Annotated in this window: 22 protein-coding genes; 3 read left to right on the top strand and 19 right to left on the bottom strand. The window is 60.7% G+C overall.

The genetic code is table 11. From position 1 onward, the window contains the following. Positions 1-27: 27 nt before the first annotated feature. The 14 genes from ASU23_RS02410 to ASU23_RS02475 form a co-directional block, all read right to left on the bottom strand. Positions 28-654, bottom strand: a complete 627-nt coding sequence (locus ASU23_RS02410) for a hypothetical protein (protein WP_058037090.1) — start codon at positions 652-654, stop codon at positions 28-30. A 12-nt stretch (positions 655-666) separates the two neighbouring features. Next, positions 667-1,233: a hypothetical protein gene (locus ASU23_RS02415; RefSeq protein ID WP_058037091.1), complete on the bottom strand. Its 567-nt coding sequence runs from the start codon at positions 1,231-1,233 to the stop codon at positions 667-669. Beyond that, positions 1,230-4,415: a LysM peptidoglycan-binding domain-containing protein gene (locus ASU23_RS02420; protein ID WP_058037092.1), complete on the bottom strand. Its 3,186-nt coding sequence runs from the start codon at positions 4,413-4,415 to the stop codon at positions 1,230-1,232. Before ASU23_RS02420 ends, ASU23_RS02415 begins: the two co-directional genes overlap by 4 nt. Continuing rightward, positions 4,412-4,867 carry a TadE/TadG family type IV pilus assembly protein gene (locus ASU23_RS02425; protein WP_058037093.1) on the bottom strand — a complete coding sequence of 152 codons (456 nt, stop codon included), beginning with the start codon at positions 4,865-4,867 and terminating at the stop codon, positions 4,412-4,414. Before ASU23_RS02425 ends, ASU23_RS02420 begins: the two co-directional genes overlap by 4 nt. Continuing rightward, positions 4,864-5,316 carry a pilus assembly protein TadG-related protein gene (locus ASU23_RS02430; protein ID WP_058037094.1) on the bottom strand — a complete coding sequence of 151 codons (453 nt, stop codon included), beginning with the start codon at positions 5,314-5,316 and terminating at the stop codon, positions 4,864-4,866. The genes ASU23_RS02425 and ASU23_RS02430 overlap by 4 nt, the downstream gene beginning before the upstream one ends. Then, positions 5,313-5,726 (bottom strand): hypothetical protein, encoded by a 414-nt coding sequence (locus tag ASU23_RS02435; RefSeq protein WP_058037095.1) that lies wholly within the window; start codon positions 5,724-5,726, stop codon positions 5,313-5,315. The genes ASU23_RS02430 and ASU23_RS02435 overlap by 4 nt, the downstream gene beginning before the upstream one ends. A gap of 39 nt (positions 5,727-5,765) precedes the next feature. Next, entirely contained in the window at positions 5,766-6,080 is a 315-nt protein-coding gene (locus ASU23_RS02440) for a hypothetical protein (RefSeq protein WP_058037096.1), read from the bottom strand. A gap of 88 nt (positions 6,081-6,168) precedes the next feature. Further along, positions 6,169-6,435, bottom strand: a complete 267-nt coding sequence (locus tag ASU23_RS02445) for a hypothetical protein (RefSeq protein WP_125461379.1) — start codon at positions 6,433-6,435, stop codon at positions 6,169-6,171. A 178-nt stretch (positions 6,436-6,613) separates the two neighbouring features. Then, on the bottom strand, positions 6,614-6,868 hold the full coding sequence (locus ASU23_RS02450; RefSeq protein WP_058037098.1) for a hypothetical protein: 255 nt from the start codon (positions 6,866-6,868) through the stop codon (positions 6,614-6,616). A 116-nt stretch (positions 6,869-6,984) separates the two neighbouring features. Then, entirely contained in the window at positions 6,985-7,884 is a 900-nt protein-coding gene (locus ASU23_RS02455; protein WP_058037099.1) for a type II secretion system F family protein, read from the bottom strand. Next, on the bottom strand, positions 7,881-8,762 hold the full coding sequence (locus ASU23_RS02460) for a type II secretion system F family protein (RefSeq protein WP_228233078.1): 882 nt from the start codon (positions 8,760-8,762) through the stop codon (positions 7,881-7,883). Before ASU23_RS02460 ends, ASU23_RS02455 begins: the two co-directional genes overlap by 4 nt. Further along, entirely contained in the window at positions 8,759-10,405 is a 1,647-nt protein-coding gene (locus ASU23_RS02465; protein WP_058037100.1) for an ATPase, T2SS/T4P/T4SS family, read from the bottom strand. Before ASU23_RS02465 ends, ASU23_RS02460 begins: the two co-directional genes overlap by 4 nt. Further along, complete coding sequence (locus tag ASU23_RS02470) at positions 10,402-11,199, bottom strand: hypothetical protein (RefSeq protein ID WP_058037101.1); 798 nt, start codon at positions 11,197-11,199, stop codon at positions 10,402-10,404. Before ASU23_RS02470 ends, ASU23_RS02465 begins: the two co-directional genes overlap by 4 nt. 6 nt (positions 11,200-11,205) lie before the next feature. After that, entirely contained in the window at positions 11,206-11,910 is a 705-nt protein-coding gene (locus ASU23_RS02475) for an SAF domain-containing protein (RefSeq protein WP_011331694.1), read from the bottom strand. Between the two features lie 236 nt (positions 11,911-12,146). On the opposite strand from ASU23_RS02475, the gene ASU23_RS02480 reads away from it, so the two are divergent. After that, entirely contained in the window at positions 12,147-12,593 is a 447-nt protein-coding gene (locus ASU23_RS02480; protein ID WP_058037102.1) for a helix-turn-helix transcriptional regulator, read from the top strand. A 266-nt stretch (positions 12,594-12,859) separates the two neighbouring features. Beyond that, positions 12,860-13,642 (top strand): helix-turn-helix domain-containing protein, encoded by a 783-nt coding sequence (locus ASU23_RS02485; protein WP_058037103.1) that lies wholly within the window; start codon positions 12,860-12,862, stop codon positions 13,640-13,642. A gap of 12 nt (positions 13,643-13,654) precedes the next feature. On the opposite strand, the gene ASU23_RS02490 is transcribed toward ASU23_RS02485, so the two are convergent. From ASU23_RS02490 to ASU23_RS02505, 4 genes are all read right to left on the bottom strand, one after another. Then, a complete protein-coding gene (locus ASU23_RS02490) occupies positions 13,655-14,470 on the bottom strand; it encodes an alpha/beta fold hydrolase (RefSeq protein ID WP_058037104.1) in 816 nt (271 codons plus the stop codon). A 146-nt stretch (positions 14,471-14,616) separates the two neighbouring features. Beyond that, positions 14,617-15,285: a TetR/AcrR family transcriptional regulator gene (locus ASU23_RS33090; protein ID WP_228233074.1), complete on the bottom strand. Its 669-nt coding sequence runs from the start codon at positions 15,283-15,285 to the stop codon at positions 14,617-14,619. Then, the gene (locus ASU23_RS02500; RefSeq protein WP_058037106.1) at positions 15,278-15,916 is read right to left on the bottom strand and encodes a hypothetical protein; all 639 of its coding nucleotides are present in this window, start codon (positions 15,914-15,916) and stop codon (positions 15,278-15,280) included. Before ASU23_RS02500 ends, ASU23_RS33090 begins: the two co-directional genes overlap by 8 nt. A 131-nt stretch (positions 15,917-16,047) precedes the next feature. After that, positions 16,048-17,589, bottom strand: a complete 1,542-nt coding sequence (locus ASU23_RS02505; protein WP_058037107.1) for a hypothetical protein — start codon at positions 17,587-17,589, stop codon at positions 16,048-16,050. Positions 17,590-17,789: 200 nt separating this feature from the next. On the opposite strand from ASU23_RS02505, the gene ASU23_RS02510 reads away from it, so the two are divergent. After that, positions 17,790-18,242, top strand: coding sequence for a helix-turn-helix transcriptional regulator (locus ASU23_RS02510; protein ID WP_253741143.1), 453 nt, complete (start codon positions 17,790-17,792; stop codon positions 18,240-18,242). 26 nt (positions 18,243-18,268) lie between these two features. Here ASU23_RS02510 and ASU23_RS02515 read toward each other — a convergent pair whose 3' ends face one another. After that, positions 18,269-18,634, bottom strand: coding sequence for a hypothetical protein (locus ASU23_RS02515; RefSeq protein WP_058037109.1), 366 nt, complete (start codon positions 18,632-18,634; stop codon positions 18,269-18,271). Between the last annotated feature and the right edge of the window lie 24 nt (positions 18,635-18,658).

Below are 18,658 nucleotides of genomic sequence, written 5' to 3' on the forward strand. Positions count from 1 at the left end.
GTGTCGCAGTGGCGAAAATTCTCATTGCTAGTCGCATGATTGCACCTTCTCAACTGTTTGACTTGTGACGCGCCAGCCATTCGAATCAGGCCACGCGGGGTTCCGAACGGTGATGTTGGTGGACTCGAACTGGCCGCGGTCGGGCTTCATCGCACTTGATCCGTCTGGAAATACGGCATTCCAGCCGGAGATATCAGTGCAGGCCTGAACGTGAACCCAGGTGGCTTCCGCGCGGGGTTTTCCCTGATCATCTACTGGAGCGCTCAGATCCGTCACCGAGGATTTGATGACGGAAATGGCTCCAGTACTGGTGATGCCTTGCGACCGTCGAAGCATGATGTCCCCGACTCGGTCGTTCAAGACTGGGTCGCCAGCCACACCGCTGATCGCATCCACAGAAGCTGTTGGGTCAGCTTCAATGCTTCCGAGGGCAGCATAAAACTCGTTGACCTTGGCGATCGCTTGGCTCCGCGCTTGCTCGTCGGGCGTCTTCGCCTCGGTCTTGCCGTCTGGACCATCGAAAGCGGGGTTTCCGGTCGCAGTGAGTGTGACGTTCGGCTCGTCGGAATTGCTGGAACAAGCTGCGACGCCGGCTAGTAGGGCAACAGCTGCGACTGCTGCTGCTGTGGTTCGTCGAATTCTGTTGTGGGCCATGTTTGTTGTCTCCTAGAAGCTTCCGGCGCTGCAGGGTGTTCCGGGTTGTGTGTAGTCGGCTGTGACTCTCCATCCTGCTGGGTCGGGCCATGACGGGTTCGTCAGGATCGGTTTTCCGAGTTCGAGTTTGTCCACAGGCTTGCTGATGCAGACGTCCATTTGGAGCGTGGCAGTTCCCGCTGTCGGTGCGCCGGTCTCGTCGATGGGTATGTCGTGTTTGGTAATCACGTTCTTGAGTACTTTGAGATCGCTTGGTGGCGTCGGGTTTCCGTTGCGACTGGTTGTGATCTCTTTCTTGGTCCTGTCGAGGAAACGGCCGGCCGCGACGGCATCGAGGTCAGAGAGCGGGGCAGCGGGGTCGGAGTTCAATCGTGCGAGCACGGTGTAGTACTCGCTGATCTTGGCGAGGGCACCTTCTCCTGCTTGCTGTTCAGGTGATTTTCCCGATCCAGGGGGGCCGGTAAAGGTCGGGCCGCTGCTGGTGTTGAGGGTGCCGGGCTCCGGGCTGAGGATGCTGCAGCTTGCGGTCAGGCAGGCCGCCGCAGTGAGGGTGAGCATGGCTGCGAGGCGGCGGTTCATGATGCGGCTCCGATGCGGTAGTCGGTGGTGGTGTCGAGCTGTCTGAGGAGTTCGTTGGTCTCCGGGTGTGCGTCGACTTGCAGTTCGTCGAGTTCGCTTTTGAGGGTGTCGATGAGGGTCTGGGTGGTTTCGATGTCCCCGGAGAAGTGGGTGGCGATGATGGCCGCTCGCCAGCAGCCTTCGTGAGCACTGTCGACCGTGAGGCCGGCCCGGGCTGCCATTCCTGCGGCATCGAGGTCCTGGGTGACCTGTTCGCCGCGGATGTAGCGGCCGGCAAGCTCTTCTGCGACGTCGGTGATCGCGGAGATCATTTCCTGCTTTATGTGATCTGCCCACCGGTAGGCAATCGGGTCGTCGCTGGTGAAGGGCTGACCGGTCACCAGCGCGAGTGCGGATTCAAGGCGTTTGGTTGTCGTCTTCGCAGGGTGAGCGTCGACGAGCTGGTTCCAGTAGTCCCAGTCTGTGGTCACTGAAGGGTGGAGGCGAAGTGGCGTTCGGCCGGTTCGGTCTCCGGACTTGATGAGCGCTGCGTCCCCGGTGTCGGTATCTCCCATCCAGCTGCGCAGTCGTGTGACGGCTTGGTTGCGGCGGCTACGGAGCCGCGCGTTTGCCGTCTTCGCTTCTTCGGCAGTGCTGGCCGCGTTGACGAGTTCGACGTCGTGCGGCCACATCTTTGCGGTGAGCTCAGTTGCGGGCACTCCGCCGTCGCTGAATGCCAGTAGAGCTGCGATTTCGGTGAGGCTTCGCGAGTTCTCGCGGTCCGTTGAGCCCGGAGTAAGTGGCGTGAGGGTGGGTTCTCCGAGGACGCGAATCCAAATGTGTGGCGCCGCGGGAAGTTCGGGATGGGACGCAACAATCTCGGTTTCGGTCTCAGCCGCAGAGTCGGTGTCGATGTCACCGACTGTCTCGGAGTTGATTTCCTCAAATACGTTGTCGTCGTTCCGAACTACCGTGAAAGCCGCAGGGTCAGTACTGGTGATGAGATTCTCGGTCGTGATCTCGCAGTCGAGACGTGCCCCCTCCCAACCGAAGTCCGCAGCCTCCGGTTCGACAGCTGGGGAAGAATCATGGGCGGTAGTGGCATACAGACTGACAATGCTCTCGTAGCCGGCTTCGTCGAGTGTTGTGACAGTGAGCTGTGCTGATGCGATACCAGGGCGGACCAGTGTCGCAGTTCCGTCGTCGGCGACATCCAATGTCCAGTCGGAGTGAGTGTTCGAGTTCTGCGTTGTGACTGCAGCGAACGCGATCCGCGGGGCGCTACGGGCGATCGAGGTCAGGATTTCTGTTTGCTCAGCTGTCAACGGGTCGGAGATGAGGACGATTTCCGGAGCAGTCAGCTCACTGGTCTCGTACACGCTCCGTGCCTGTGCGATGGATGCAACCTCGTTCTCGTCGAGGATGCCGGCGTCGCGTTCGAGATGGCGAGCCAAGCGCGCCAACACCTCATCGGTGCTGTCGGAGTGCGTGATACGGCCAGTGTTCACTGCGCCTGCGAGGTCGCCGCAGTATCCGACGACGTTGAGGTGAAGGGAATCGGCCAGCGGCGATACGGCAAGCTCGACGGCCATCGCGCGAAGCACATTTGCGGTGGCGGTAGGTGTGCCGGTGATGGAGAGATGCCCTATTTCCTCCAAATTGAGCATGAGCTCTCGTCCATCGTCGCTCGTTCCCATCGCGGTCAGGGCTGGGTATGGGCTGACGTCGATGTCCGGGACCGAACGAGGGAACGCCCGTGGGTCGACCATCCACGTGTCGTCGTCTGATTGCATCCATGGCTGGGGCAGCGAGATCTCCTCAAGCAATCCGAGTTCGATCGTGTCGTCACCGATGAAAACCGCAAGGAGACTGGGGATGGAGATCTCGTTCGCTCGGCAGTACTGCGCGAGGTTCCGCAATGCAGTGTCGACATGAGCGGTGGTCAACGGATCGACAGCGGCCGTCAATGCCTGTTCGGCAAGGATTGCTTCCTTGGCGGGCAGGGCGATGCGCTCGCCGCGGCGGCGGCGATGCTGCTGTTGCCGACGGCGCAGCGCGAGATGGCCGGTCAGGCCGGCGGCGGCGAGTGCGGAGATACCGAGGGCGATGTAGACAACGTCGGACGAGCTGGAGGAGTCGTCTTCCGCGTCGGCGGTGATCACGGATGCTTCGGCATCAGGGGCCATATTCGCAGGCATCTGGGGCTCGATGGGGTCGACTTGCCAGTTCGGTGTCGCTGCAACTTCTGGGAGGGGGTCCGGTGCCGCGTCGGGCACCTGCGCCTGGGGGGCTGGCACCGGCGCCTCAACCGGCGCAGGTACGGCCGCTTGCTGGGGGGCTGCCTCCGCTGCCGGCACGGGTGTTTGGGCGGACGCGGATGGAATGATCAATTGCTGTCCGACAGTGATCAGGTCTCCCGCGGGCGACCCGTCCGCAGTGGTGATCTCAGAGAAACGCAAAGGATCGCCGAGCTCTCGGTCGGCGATGTCCCAGAGTGTATCTCCAGCTTGGACGGTGTAGGCGCCTTGTACGACGTCCTGCACTGCAGCGGGGAGTTGCAGCGTCATTCCCTCTGCGAGGAATCCCGCTTCGGGCACAACGTCTTTGTTCAGTTCGAGCAGTTCGGTGAACAACCGTCCGTCGCCGAGGTGAGTGTGGGCGAGTCCCCACAGTGTGTCTCCGCGGACGGTGGTCACGGTCGGGCCGGCGGGCTGAACTGCAGGCCGTGCAGCGCGCGGGTCCACCTGAGTGTGGGCGGGGCCGCTCGGGTCTTGCTGTGCGGCGATCGGTGCGTAGGGCGCAGGTGATGCGATGTCCGCTGGTTGCGAGAGTGCAGGTGTAGCGGTTGCCGTGCCGGCTGTCAGCAGAAGCAGTGCACCACTGACGAGGAAAGTCGCCGTTTTCTGTTGCGACCCGAGAAGCCGGATCTTCGGCGCCTTGACGCCCCGGAGTGTGGCTGCGAGCTCGACAAGGATCGGGAGGGTGAATGTCGCCCACGCGACCCAGCCGACGAGGGGCAGAAGTGCGACGAGGAGGCTGCCGTCGTCGGGGCTCGAGAGCAGACTCTCGAAATCCGAAAAGGGGATGTCTAGAGGATTACCGCGCAATGCCCACAGTGCTGCGGGGATACCGGCCACGAGCAGAAGCAGGATCAGGAGGTACCCGAGTCCTGCGAGGCGGGATCGGACTGTGCGAGCACTCATGGCCGGTACACCTCCCCCGCGTTGGTGCGGTTGAGGTTCACCGTTGCACTACCCGTGATCACTTTCGAACCAAGGGGCAAAAGCTTGTTGTCGTACACGATGCGGGTGGTGATCAGCAGTGTGCGAGGCCCTGTGGGGATGACCTCACCCTCGACACCGGCGTCGGCGAGGTAGCGTTTCGCGGCCGCCACGGCGCGTACGGGGTCGACAACCGTATCGATCCCTCGCGCACTGAGCGATCCGACGATCTGCTGTCCGGACGCCCGGGCGGCGTCTTCTGCGACGTTGTCCGCGCGTTGAGCTGCGGTGTGCATTCCACCGCCGTCGACGATGAGTCCCCACACGAAGAATATGAGGATGGGAGCGAGTATCACAGTCATCAGCGTCACGGCGCCCTTGTCGCGTTCCTCGGGGAGCCTGGAGGTGAGTCGCTTACGCAGTGCGGTGATCATCTGGTGCGCTCCCGGAAGGTGTCGATGGGTGAGATTGCAGTGACCTCGATCGTTCGTCCTCCGCTGACGCCGGGCCATCCGAGGGCGTCGTAGGAGACTTCACAACTGACGGTGACTTCGACGGTTGCGGATACTCCTGGGCGAGTGCGGAATCCGGAGGTGTCAGCGCTGACGTTCATGGTCGTGCATTTGAGTCCTTGACCGTCCATGGAGTCCATGGCCGCTTGGTATGCGAGGGGGTTGGCTTGAGTGGCGGTACGTGAGAGTGATGCTGCTCGGGCGGCTTCTCCCGCGGCGTGCTCGACCTTTTGATGTGCCTGACGGTTGATGCCGTATGCGTACATCCATCCGAGTAGGACGAGGAGGACGACGATCGCGAGGCACAACTCGATGGTCACATCTCCTCGATCGTTTGAGCGGGCGCGAGCGATCCACTGGCTCAGCTTCATCCGACACCTCCGGGATTGGTCACGCGCTCTGTGGGTTTGGTGTGGTCGACGGTTATGGCGAATTCCAGCCCCGGGACGAGGGACGGAGACTTTCCGGTGATCGTGACGGTGCTTTCGCGGAGTGTCTTGTTCACCGTCACGACCGGCGCTTGAAGGTCACCCGATCCCGACTTCGCGATGCACGCGTTCGCTGCAGCGAGCCCGAGCGCCTGGTTCCCTTGCTGAGAACGTGTGGCTTGCAATGCTTTTTCGCCGCAGGTGTTGGCGACGTCCCGTGCGTGGAAGAACAGGGCGGTTTGCAGCAGTACGGAGAACATCATCAGGAAAGCGACCATCGCGATGACGGTGACGAGCGTGGTGGGCCCTCGGTCGTCGTGGCGCCACCGGTCGATCAGCTGTTCCAGTGTCATGACTGTCCGTTTCTCTGCGGTCCGGATGGTGGGGTCGGGTTAGGTGGCGAGATCTCTTTGGGCTGCGATTCTGCGTTTGGTTTCCACACGGTTGCGGACGAACACGGCAGAACATGTCACTGCGGCTACAAAGGCTATGGAGAGGGGGAATGCTGCGGCAAAAGTGCCGAAACGTGCTGCACGGGACGTGTTTTCGTCGGTCATCAGGTCGGTTGCCAGGAACGGCAGGACGATTATCATGATTACCGCTGCCATGGGGGCGTAAATGAACGCCATGGAGTGGTCATCGATGATGGTTTCTATCGCCAGCAAGAGAGCCATCGTGACGAGCAGTACGCCGAGTGTGGTCATCATCCGTTTTCTACCTTTCAGCGGGACTGGTGGTCGGTGAATTCTGTTTCGTATGAAGCCGATCCAAAATCATTCGTTCGGCAAGGAAGAATCACAACGGAAGGCGGAGTACTTCGGTTGCTCCTCGCCGTCGTTGCATCGTTGTGTCGATGACGTAGCGGAGACCGAAAAGACCGCCCACTCCGAGTACCACACCCCCGATAACGACCAGAGATGTTCTCCACGGGAAAAAGAAGAAACAAAACGTCACCAGAAGTGATGCCCACATCGCCCACAGAATTACGTGCTCCATCGTCCAATAGCTGAAGACGAGGCAGACAACGCCGCAGAGGGCAAGTGCGCCGGCGAAAATGCTCATCGCGATCAACACCTAAACACCCCTTCTCTCGTTTCTCTCGTTCTCGGAATGGCAGGGCTGGATCCTGTCGTGCATCGATAGCGCCGAGCACTGGAGAGCGACGTTGCACTCCATGTCCTCAGCGCTATCGATAGGCCCATGGTTTTGTTCTCCAGCATCCGAACTGCGCTCGGCAGTTTCAGTCGGGGATGGAGTCCGCGCGGGACTGGATCTTCTGGACGACTACGGCGCCGGCAGCGATGGCCGCGACGGCGAAGATTCCGGCGAGGATGACGTACTCGAGGGTGGACGGACCACGGTCCGAATCCCTACCGCCTGCACGCTGCAGAAGGCTGCCGGCGAGTGCGGCGACGAACATCATCGTGAGTGCGAGGTACGAGGTGATGGCAGCGCGGGTTGCGCGTCGGGTGGTGGTGATGGCCTTGGTGGTCATGGCGTGCTCCTTATTGGTGTGCTGGATGTGTAGCAGTTGTCCTGGACTGGATGAGTCCGGTCGATGGGTCCTTCTTTGTTTTGCCTGTTCAGAGGGCATTCCTTTCTTGTTGTTGGTTAGCCGCTGATGACGGTCACGGCCGGGATCAGGAGTAGTGCCATGAACAGGCCGGCGAGGCCGGCGAGGGGCATGGCAAGCTTCTCTGTTGCCTCGACGGCGGCGGACTGTTCAGCGGAGGTTTGTGCGGAACGCAGGCTGGCGGCTTTGGCTCGCAGTGAGGTGTAGACGCTGGCGCCTTTGTCGCCTGTCATCGTCATGATGTCTGCGAGGTCGCCGAGTTCTGCGAGTCCGAGCTGCTGAGAGACGCGAGTGAGGGCACTCCAGGGCGCTTCGCCGGAGCGGCCGGCTTCGTACAGTTCCTCGTCCAGTCGTAGGAACACCCAGCTGTCTCCGACTTGGGCGGCGATCTCGAGGGATTGCGTGGATCCGATTCCGCCTCGTCGGCATAGCGCGACCAGGTCGATGTAGGAGCTGAGGGCTTGTGCGAATTCGGCGCGAGCCGCAGCTGCGCGGCGCCGAATATCGATGTCGGGAATCACGAAGAGGAAGACGGCGGTCGCGAGTGAGAGGATCGCCGGCATCGACCATGCCAATCCCAATCCGAACGCGGTCAGAATCAGATTCAGTATCGGGAAGATCAACAGACCGAAGAATGCCGCGACAAGTTTTTCACCGAGGACGTGCGCCGGATCCTTGTGCAGCAGTGAGAGGTCCGATGTGGGGAGGGTGAGGAATCGGCTGTCTTGTAGGTAGGGATGTACGCGCAGGCCGAGCTTGTTGGCGAGCCCGTCGACGAGTGATGTCCCTGCTGTGCTTGCCTTCTCCGGCGCGGGTCCGGACATCCTGGACATCACGTCGGTGAGGGCAGGTTGGGCTCGCAGGAAGTACAGGGCCACGAGATAGATGCCGATTGTGCCGACGCTGGTATAGACGATGATCGTCATGGTGATACTCATCGCTGCGCTCCTACAAGGTCAGTGCGTTCGACGCGGTCATTGGTTCCGATGAACCGCGGGTAGGTCGGCGGCTTGGTGGCTTGTTTCATCCAGTACAGATCCGCAGCGAAGAGCGTCAGCAGGATCAGTAGGACGATCTGCATGCCGCCTGAACGGTATGGCTCCATGAAATTTGTGAAGGCGAAAGCTGCGGCAAGGACGGCGATGGTGATGATGGTGACCCATTTGGCTTGTGTTCGAGTCGATTTGCGGTCCGCTTCGATGCGCCGGCGGCGGGCGACGGTATCGCCCACGTCTTCGGCGAGGCCTTCGAGAACATTGGCCAGACCGACACCACGCAGTTGCATGGCAAGGAGGAGGGCGCCGCAGATCTTGTCTCCGACGCTGTCGTTGAGGTCGGATGCAAATCGTGTGACCGCTTCAGCCGGTGGGACATTGTTGCGGAGCCTGTTGATGAAGGCAGTGATCTCGTCTTTGAGCGTTTCCGGGATAGGAGTCGAGATGATGGTGTGTTCGATTCCGGAGCCGGCTCGCATGCTGCTCGACAAGTTGCGCGTCCATTCGTCCATCGCGGCCAGACGGCGGATCTGGTGTTCCGCTTCCGGTCGGCTCAGGAGGTAGGGCAGACCCACGAGAAGGGCCGGGACGAGGAAGAGCGTGAAGAGCCATCCACTCAGGTAGTAGACGCTGGCACCTGCCACGATCCCTACCGCCAGGAGCATTTGGGTGGTCCCGGATATCTTTACTCTTTCGCCCTTACGTGGACGCTGCCGAGTGGGGGCTGTGGGATCGCGGCGGTCCCTCCACCCCAGGACAAGGCAGCCGACTCCCGCGCACAGAAGCAGGACGAGGAAAACGCCGATTTGCTGGTACATCATGCAGCTCCTTCGTCGTCGAAGAGTTCACGTTCTTCGTCGAAACTCCGAAGAGTGTCGGAGGGGAGGTTCAGTCTCTTGAATCCGCCGGCGAGAAGCTTGCGTAGCAGCGGCTGTGGGATGGTGCCGAATACCCCTGTGCCGTCGGAGTATCCGCGGTAGATCGTGGAAAAGCTGGGTAGCTTGTCGTCGCCAGGTTCGACGTAGACGACTTCGGAGACATACCGGACTGCGGTTGTGGTGCCTTCGCGGTTGACCCTGACCTTCGTCGCCAACTGGACGATCACATCGACGTGTTCTGCCAGCTGCCGTTCGATGTATTCCGCGGTGGCGTTCATCGGGGGCTCTTGGGCGAGGTTGGCGAGTCGGTCGATGACGCCGCGCGCGGTGTAGGCGTGGGTAGTGAAAAGGCCACCATTGGCTGTTTGGAGCGCCTTGACCAGGGCGAGGATCTCGTGGCCGGCGATTTCGCCGACTACGAGGTAGTCGAGTCCCTGACGGACGAACTCATAGAGAATTGCGCTCAGGCTGAAGCCGCCGGCGAGCTGTCCGTCTGGACCGCGTTCGCCGCCGCCCATGATCATTTCGGCGTCGACGACGAAGTCTCGCCGGCCGGGCAGTTCGTCGAGGAAGAGTTCTCGTTCGGTTTCGGCCACTCCGATTCGTGTGTGAACGGGGAGTGCGTTGGCGAGAGCGCGGGCGAATGTCGTTTTGCCGAAACCCATTCCGCCGCCGACGCCGGTCGACGCTCCGCCTCGCATGGCGCATCCAAGGATGTGCGCAAGTTCCGGAGGCATCATGTGGTGATCGAGCGATAGCTGCTCAAGGGTGATGTTGGTCAGGCGGTGGATGCGGATCGCGACGGAGGGCCGGATGGTGGTGTACCCCAGGACCGAAAGTCGATGGTTGCCTTGCATGTTGAGTCGAAGCGAGGGATTGATTCTGGAGAAGGGCCTGCCACCGTTATCGGCCCTGGATGCGAGCAGGCTCATCCACTCAAGAAGTTCGTCGCCGCTGTCGACGACGGAAGCTCGGTATTCGTAGTGTCCGTCGGGGTATTTGACGTATACGGCGTCACCGTTGAGGTAGATGTCGGTGATGTCGGGTTCTTCGACGAGATCTTGGAGGGGCCCGAGGCGGAACTGAGCGTCGAAGATCGCCTTGATGAGGGCATGTTCTTGGTCGAGGTTGAAGGCTTCGCCGCCGGAGCGGATCGTCTGTTGGACGTGGTTTTTCACCAATCCGGTGATTGTTTCTCGGCCGTATTCGCGTTCTTCGTCTTCGGTGAACGGCACAACGAGTTTGGTGTTCTTCGGATCGTTGAGCTCTCGGTCACGCTTGGTGCGGTGTTCGCGCAGTAGCTCGGCCGCTTCTCGCTGCAGGGCGCGGACGAGTTGTCGGTCGACCGCGATTTTCGGGGGCGTACTCCGCCGCGACCGCACGGACTCGTCCGGAGGACTATGCCGGGGTGCTGGAGGTAGATCGTGAAGGTGGTTGGTGCGGAAGAAATCAGCGGTTTCTGCCGACACCGGGGTCACTGGTTCGGGGGAAGCCGAGTGCTGATCGACGGAAGGAAGCGTCGCGGAGAAGAACGGGAGATCGGTGATGTTCTTGTGCGCACTCTGTGCTGTCTCGTCAGTTGTCATCGTCGGTCTCCTGTCACGGCGAGGCTGGACTTCCAGTCGGCCTGGTGGGTGGCCGCGAACTTTTCGATCTTGGGCCACGTGGTTCGGTGCAGCGCATGGAGATACAGCGATCGGCGGCGGCGCCACTTGGTCAGCACCTCGCCGTCGGAGAAGATCTTCGCGTCCTTCGAATCCGGGATGACGGCGATGACATCGAGTCCCGTGACCTTGGCTACTTCGTCGGCGTTGTACGGAGATTCACCGATGAGGATGAGTCCGAGGCTTGCCGTGGACTGTGTCGCTGACAGTTGTTGACGCAATCCGTTGATCGAAGCGCGCAGTGCCGCCAGTGCCGGACGGGTCGTGCGGGTAACGATGGCAATGGTCGTGGCGCTGACGATCATTTCGACCGGCGAGCCGTGTTGTCCGATCCGGCCGGCGTCGACGATGACGTTGGCATCGTCGACGGCAAGTCCTGCGAGATGGATTCCGAGTGGACTCCAGACACCGCGCATTGCATCGACTTGAGCGGAATGTAGAAGACCAGGGAGGACAGAGACCGTGGTGTCAGGGAAGGTGATCACCTCGGAGGCCAGCGCTGATTTGAGGCGTCCGTGGCGGTTGGCGTCAACGAGGTTGATCAATGATTTGTCGTGGTAGCGGCCGCCGAGGAGGTATCCGGCCAGCACGGGCGAGGATCCGATTGGATCGGCTTCGACCAAGAGCGTGTTCTTACTTGGTGAATTCAAGGCCAGAGCGAGTGCTGTCGTGGAGACTCCTGGTGCCCCGGATGCAGAGATGAGTGCGAGGTACATGGGAAATCACCGCACTCGGTTGTCGAGGACGATGGACACGCGCTTGGTCGCAGCCCGCGCGGCGACCCAGTTTGCTTCGGCTTCCGGGACCAGGAGGTTGAGAGTGGTTTCGCCCGCTTCCGCGATCGTGGTCGTCGAGTAGACCTGCGCCTTTGTGTTGATAGGTCCAGTAACCGGCGGGTCGTCGCCTTCTCGGGGTGTGTCTACGACGCGGATCATGTCTCCGGGAAGAATTGCTTCCGACGGCAGGTGTGGGTATCCCACGGTGATGCCGACCATCGTCAAGCCTTCTCCGGGCACCACCTGGTCGGTGACCGCCGCAGGCATCAGCACTGTTCCTGCCGGCAATCGAGTGCCGGCACTCATTCCGATGACACGACCTCGTTCACCCGCCGAGAGGGCACCCAGGTCGGCATCGACATTGACGGTTTTCACCGTGAGGTCCTTCGATTCGATGATTTGGCCCTGTTGGACGTCGCGCGCGAGGACCAGGACGTCGGTCGTGGCGCGCATCGCGCTCACTGCGGCGAGCATGCCGATCACGGCGACGACGACAAGCGCAACGCCGATAGCAAGATAGATCGGACGTCTGCGCACTCGCGCGCGGGTAGTCAGGTCGGGTGGGCTATCCGGGTCTGCGCCGTTATGTGCTGGTTGTTTGTCACCGGACGAGCGGATGGAATCGATCTTTTTGGTCAGTAGGGATGCCATGTGTGGTGGTCCTTCACAGTGGACGAGTGGACAGGGTGGGCAGGTCGTACGGGGACAGTAGGTCGGGACCTGGACTGGCTGGCGCCAACTGCGCTGCAGAACGGTTTGCCTCGGCTTTTCGGTGGCGGTACGTTCGCCGCAATCCCTGTCAATCTTGGTGACAAATCTAAAAGCCAATCTGGATGGCATATTAGAAGGGTTGCGGCATGGTGTCTAGCGATGGACGGACCAATCCGATGAGCCGCAACGTCCTGCGCGGCTTCGATAAAGACGCATTCGCAGCTGCCCGAAAGGCAGCTCGGATGTCCCGTGGCGATGTCGCCCGCCTGGCGGACACGACCGCCGCGACCATCCGCAACTGGGAGATCGGCGCCGTGTCTCCTCAGATAGATTTCCTGGCCAGAGCCACGAAGGCGTTGAACATCCAAGTCGGCGACGTCGTCGTCACGGATCCGGAGCAGCGCTTTCTCAGTGACTATCGATGCTTGGTCGGACTTACCCAACCCCAGCTCGGCAAAGTGTGCGGGTTGACGACCACGACGATCACGCGCATTGAACGCGGTGAGATCGCCCTCACCGACAAGATCCAGACTGCTTTGGCGGAGGCGTTGGGGATTTCTGAGGAACAGGTGAATCGGGCGTATATGAAGGCCAAGCGGCGACCTCCTGGAACGCCTGCTTGAGCCTCGCCGTAAACGTGGCATGGCTATCCCCCTCTGGAGTCAACTCCGAGGGTCTCCCCACCCCGGTGTTGACTCGCCTCCCTGCTGGTTTCACTCTCCTGCCTGCCACGCAGCTGTGAGTCTTTCGCGAAACAGCACAGCAGGTTTGTGTGACCGGCGCGAGTCTGGCCGGTACCACTAAAGAGTGTTACTGCGAGTATTGACTTTTCGCCGTAGGTCAGCTTTTGGGTGTTTGTCCCGTTACAGATACTCACGAAAGGTCATGCATGGATACCGTCCGACCGCCCAACCTGGGCGATTACCTGCGCGCGTTGCGCACCAGATCCACACCGCAGCACCCGGACGGTCTGACAAGGACCGAATTCGCGGCGAATATTTTCTGGAGCGTGAGCCATATCACGCAGATCGAACGTAACGAATCGCCGAACCCTTCAGTCAAATTTCTGGAAGCGACATCACGGGAACTCGGCCTCGATCCGGCCCAGCGCCGACACCTGTACAACCTTGCTCGCCGCACTCAAACGGAACGGGAAACATCGACCACCCCGTGGACGATCGAGCAATACCGATCACTCATCACACCCGAGATGCGCACGGTCATCACAGCGCTCAATCCACATCTGGTGGCTTATCTGGATGAGCGATGGAATGTCATCGAATGCAACGCTGCCTATGATCGCGCCTTTCCAGGCCTTCTCGACGACGGCAATGTTTTGCGCTGGTTCTTCTCCACACCGCAGTCCAAGCAAGTCATGGTGGAGTGGGAAGCCGAGACGACCTTGACGGTGAACTGGTTCCGCGCATTGATGGGACGCTATTACAACCCTGAATGGGCGATCGAAACCCTGGAAGAACTGAGCAAGTTCCCTGCATTTCGGCGCCTGTGGGACAAAGAGGATGTTCGATTCGGCCGACACCAGCCATTCATGCATCTGCGCGATGCCGACACCGGCGAGGAATACCGCGTTCACGTCCAGGTACACACGGAAATGCGTGGTGACTACCCCGTACAGATGTACCTAGGCGTGCGAATCCCGGGAACCGAATAGCTGCTCAAACTTCTACAGCCAGCCTGTTTCAACCATCGTCACGAAGGCCGCGATGGTCTCGTTCACGGGCTGCGGGTGGGTCCAATTGGCTGCGTGACCTGCGCCAGGAATGGTGAGGACTGGAACTGCGAGCGGTAAATGGTCGTACAACTGTTTTGCTTTGGCCGCAGGCGCGGACATGTCATGTTCGCCACGGATGATCAACGCCGGCACCTCGATAGCACTCAACCGGTCGACGACATCGTCGCGTTCGATCAAGCACTCTGCGGCCGGTCGAATCGCTCGCCGATCGCTTGTCGTCCATTTCTCGATCCACGGCGCCCACGACTCTCGCGAGGACTCTCGCGAGTCACCGCCGATCAATTGCGGTGCCAGAGCTTCGACAAGTGGTTCGATCGGGGCATCGCTGCACCACTGATCGAACATGGCCTTGTATCCGGCTTTCTCGCCATCGGTGCAGGCAGATGCTTCGGTGTCGAGTAGCAGGAGCGCTTGGACTCTCTCGGGAGCAAGCAAAGCCGTCCGTAGCGCGGTGTAGCCGCCCTGCGACATTCCGCCGACGATTGCTGTCTCGATCTCGAGATCGTCGAGGACCGCCGGGGAGTCTCGAGCCAAATCCCAATACGTGAATGCGGCGCCGTGATCGATTGTTCGTCCGTGCCTGCGCGAGTCCCAGGCAACCACCCTGATATTGCCGGCGAGGGCATCGATCTGCGGGGCGAACATCGACGAATCCATGAAGAATCCATGCCCGAGCAGCAGGACGGGCCCCTCTCCCCCACTGTCGGTGTAATAGATATCGGCGTCGGGCGTTCTCACGTTCGGCACGAACCCGATACTAGGGGTGGCCTTTTCCGACCGGGGATTCGAGTCCGCTCACGTGCATACACGAGCGCGGTAGATTTTCAGGGTTTGGAAGGCTCCGGGGGAAGATCCAGGGCCTCTGCGGGTCGTCGTAGAAGGCGAGGTTTCGGCTAGTCCGGACCGCCGGTAAGTCCGTCGAACACGTCGACTATCCGTGTTCGCAGATTGGGTGAGCCCCCATCAACCGACTGAAGTTGAGCCCCGCCAATGAATGTCGCGCACACCTGATCAGATAGTCGGTAGCTTGCGGGACGGTCTCTTATCTCGCCTGACTCTATGGAGCGGACAACCAATTCATCAATGCTCTTGTGCCACTCCATATATGCAATTTTCCCGCCCGTAACGGACGGTTCGACAGTGAGAAGTAACCCAGCACGCAGGATGGGATCGGCATCGATACGGTACGCCATCTCGCTGCAGAACCGCACCAGCTGGCGGTAGGGGGACCTATCACCAGCCTCTCCGAGAGCCACGTACTCGTCATTCACCATATTTGACCATCGCTCGATAACCTGTTGTGCCAGTTCCTCTTTGGAAGAGAAATGGAAATATATTGCACCTTTGGTCAGGTTCCCGTTTTCGATGATGGTGTTGATACTTGCCGCGGCAAATCCACAAGCATCGAACTGACGTGCGGCAGCATCGACGATTTTCTCGCGAGTAATCCCCGCCCGTTTCTGCCGTCGCCTTCCTTTGACCGCGTCCCCGACGACGGATGGGCTGGGTGAACCGAAATGACCTGGACTCACCGGCTCTGATTGGACGACGGTTTCACGCATTCCCTCTCACTTTCAGCAGTGTCTTCTCGCTACATCCTGCAGAAACAACGGAAGCATTTGCAATCTGCCTATTGTCAGCGTTAGTGCGCGATTGTGCAGATCGGAGGCCTGACTGATCCAATTCTGTCCTCGCGACCCATTCTCCGATTGCAGTCAGAATCCAACTTCTGGACACCTCGCGGTCGACGGCCACCACCGATGTCAGCGCTTCGAATGCCAGCGTGACGGCGACCGAAAAATCAGGATGCGGAGTGTCCATTGCTTCCAGTGCGATGTCGTTGGCTGCGGAGAGCGCGAGGTGCAGGGCATCTGCTGAGATCACCGCAGGGTCTTCTACCAGCGCTGTTGTGGATTGGTATGCAGATAACCAGACCTGGGGGTCTAGCGGATGCTGTGCTGCGGCGCGGCACATACGGGCAGCCTGCTCCAGTTCGGACATGACAGGCTCGGTCAGGATGGGCGCAAGCCTGCCGGTCAACCCCCATTGCGAGTCGAGGAGATCGGCGAACCAGTGCCAGCGCATTGATTCAGGTGCGTCATCGAGAGCAAGCTCGACCGTTCCGGCAGCAAGACACATAACAGCGTCGCCGGGTGTCATGGTGTTGAGCGCGGAGGCGAATGTCGTGTTCATGAGCAGGTCCCGTCTGGGGTCTCGGGTCGAGACCGGAGATGTCTGTATATGAATAGAACGTGATGCGATTTTGTAATCCGCTGTCAGAGAAAGCTTTTCAGAGTCCAAAGGAGATCTTGCCGAGATGTACTTCAGCCGGTGTCGGCAATGTCGATCGGGCGCAAGTATCCCTGCGGTTGACTGCCACGGTTTACCTCTCGCCGCAGCTGACCATCTACCGGGCCGTATGTGAATGCCCTCCCGCCGGCCCCTGAGAAAAAGAGACCGGGCCGCCGCGAGGCGCGTGCGGGCGCCGATGGCGAGCGCTGCATTGCATCGTCTACCTGTTGATTTGGCTTGATGGATCGATCAATCAGATTGGGACGCAGTATGTCTCGGCTGGATTTGTGGCGAGAAATGCCGCCAGGGCCTACACCGGGGCACCGCGTACTCAGAGTGCGCATCATGTGGCGCGGCGGGCGGAGCCGTGCCGCGCCATTCCTATGTCCCGACCGAGAACCAGACAACTGGACTCGTTCGACGCTCCGGTTGAGCGCGGCGGACGCGTGAGCGCTCGATGTCGCATCTTCCGACAAATCCTCGTCGAGCGAGATTGGTTCCAGCTCCCGACCCGACAGGGGCTCGACAGGAGACAGTTCGTCGGATTCTTCGCGAACACCAAGGACTTCAACGGCTGTTTCCTGTGAGCCACTCTCTTCTGTCGATGAATCGCTGTCGACCGCTGCATCACGTGCAAGTGCGCGCCGGTAGCGGCTCAATTCGGTGACTGCCGAGTCGTATTTGATGGAAAGCCGTGCCGCGAGCTCGGAAGGAGACCAACCTTGTTCGAACGCAATGCGCACGATCTCGCGTCGCTCGCAGAGGCGTAGCGGCAACTGCTCCCCACCGAGCCGGCGGATCACGACTGCCTCGTCAACGGGAACACCTCCCCCACCGTGTCGAGGTTGAACTCGTTCCTGACTCCGCGCCTTGGGGTTGTCGATTTCGTCGTCGTCCCACCCGAGCGGCGGTACGACGCCATCCGCGCGTGATCGGTCACGAATTTCGGCATCCGGGCCCGGGTGCATGGACAGCTCGTCGTAGATGCCGGCGATCGCCTTCCATAGCCCACTGGGGATGAGGCTCTTGGTCGGCATGCCAGTGACGACGTCGATGTCGACGCCGAGACGAGCTGCCAGGAGACCGTCTCCATAGCCCATTGCGTTGAGTGCACGCAGACGTCGGTGCGCTCCGACAGCCGGCGTGAGATCGCGGCCGCGGCTGGGGTGGAAGGTGATTGAAAGGACAGCGTCGACGACACGCTGTGGTGCTGACGTCGTGGAAGTCTTGCGCAACGCCCGGATGATTTCGACGGGCAGTGATGCAAGTTGAGCGATCAGCTCGGTTGTCATTCCGGCGCACATCAGAGCGTTGACGTGGTAGCGAACGTCTGCGAGGTCGACTGATGTATCGACGTGACGGGCAGGTGTCCAAGCCTGCCCGTCACGTCCCCCTGAACCCGATTGTCGCGATGTCTGGAACCACCCGTCGTCGCGACTGGGTGTAGTAGACCGGGCGGGGATTCCGGCTGTATTCAGTCTAGCTACCGACGCTTGGCGTGCAGAGGAACGGCAGCCGCGTCGGCTGCTGGAGATTTCGGACGTGCGTTGTGGTGCTGCGGTGCTGGTGGTCATCGGAAGCTCTTTTCCGTTAGCGGCTGGTCAGGCCGCATGTACGTGTGAACAGTTCGTACTCGAGCGCACCGGGTCGTCGAGAACAGCGAATGCTCGCTGGTTGAGCCCGTTCTGGTGTTTATCACTGGAATCTAAACCCGGTATGCAACGATGGTATCTACATCTTCAATAGGATGTCCAGCGATGAACGGACAATCCAGGTGAGACTGCCTTTGAACGGCTTCCAGCCGAAGGCCCTCGAAAAGGCTCGAACCGCGGCCAAGATCAGCCGTGGCGATCTCTCCCGCGCAATCGGCGTGGACCCGACCACCGTTCACAATTGGGAAACCGAACGATCGCAACCGTCGCCCGACCATCTGGCGCGTGCCGCTGAGCAACTCGGCATCCCTCTCGATCAACTGATCTTCGTGCCAGAGAAGAACAGGACGATCGCTGACCTGCGCAATCTCGCGGGAATGACCCAGAAGGATATCGCCGGCCGCACGGGCCTGAGCACCACGACGATCGGCAGGATCGAGCGCGGCGAAGGGACTCTCGCCGATCGCCACGCCACCGCACTTAGCGAGGCTCTGCATGTGGAGATCCAGACGATCCGTGCCGCGTTCATCCGAGCTCGAACCAGACCTCTCCGCCCTCTTCCCAAGACCAGCTAGCGCGCATCCCGGACCTGCGAGTTTCCTCATCCTTGATCACCCACTCGCAGCCGCTGCTGACGACGACGATCAACTGCCTGGCGTAAGCCGCTGACCGCCAGGGCTACCGCTACCGCAAGCACCGCAGCGACGACGATGAGCCGGCGGATATCGAGGCCAGCGCCTTCCGCGCCAGGAAGGGCCAGCAAGGGCGATTCCGTTGCGGCGATGATCATGTTGTGTTCGAGAAGCCAGGCCGTGGCCCTTGCCGACATGGCCGGAATGGCGCCGACGACGATTCCGAAGATCAGTGGGGCTGCCATCAGCAGGGACATCTGATCCGCGTCAGACAGTCCTGCCGCGTTCGCCGTACCCGGGGTGGGACGCTGGGGTTCTGACTGGCTCTCGAACATGACCGATCTCCTCGTGTCGCCGGA

Source organism: Rhodococcus sp. KB6, from assembly GCF_001445685.1.
GTDB classification, from domain to species: Bacteria; Actinomycetota; Actinomycetes; order Mycobacteriales; family Mycobacteriaceae; genus Rhodococcus_F; species Rhodococcus_F qingshengii.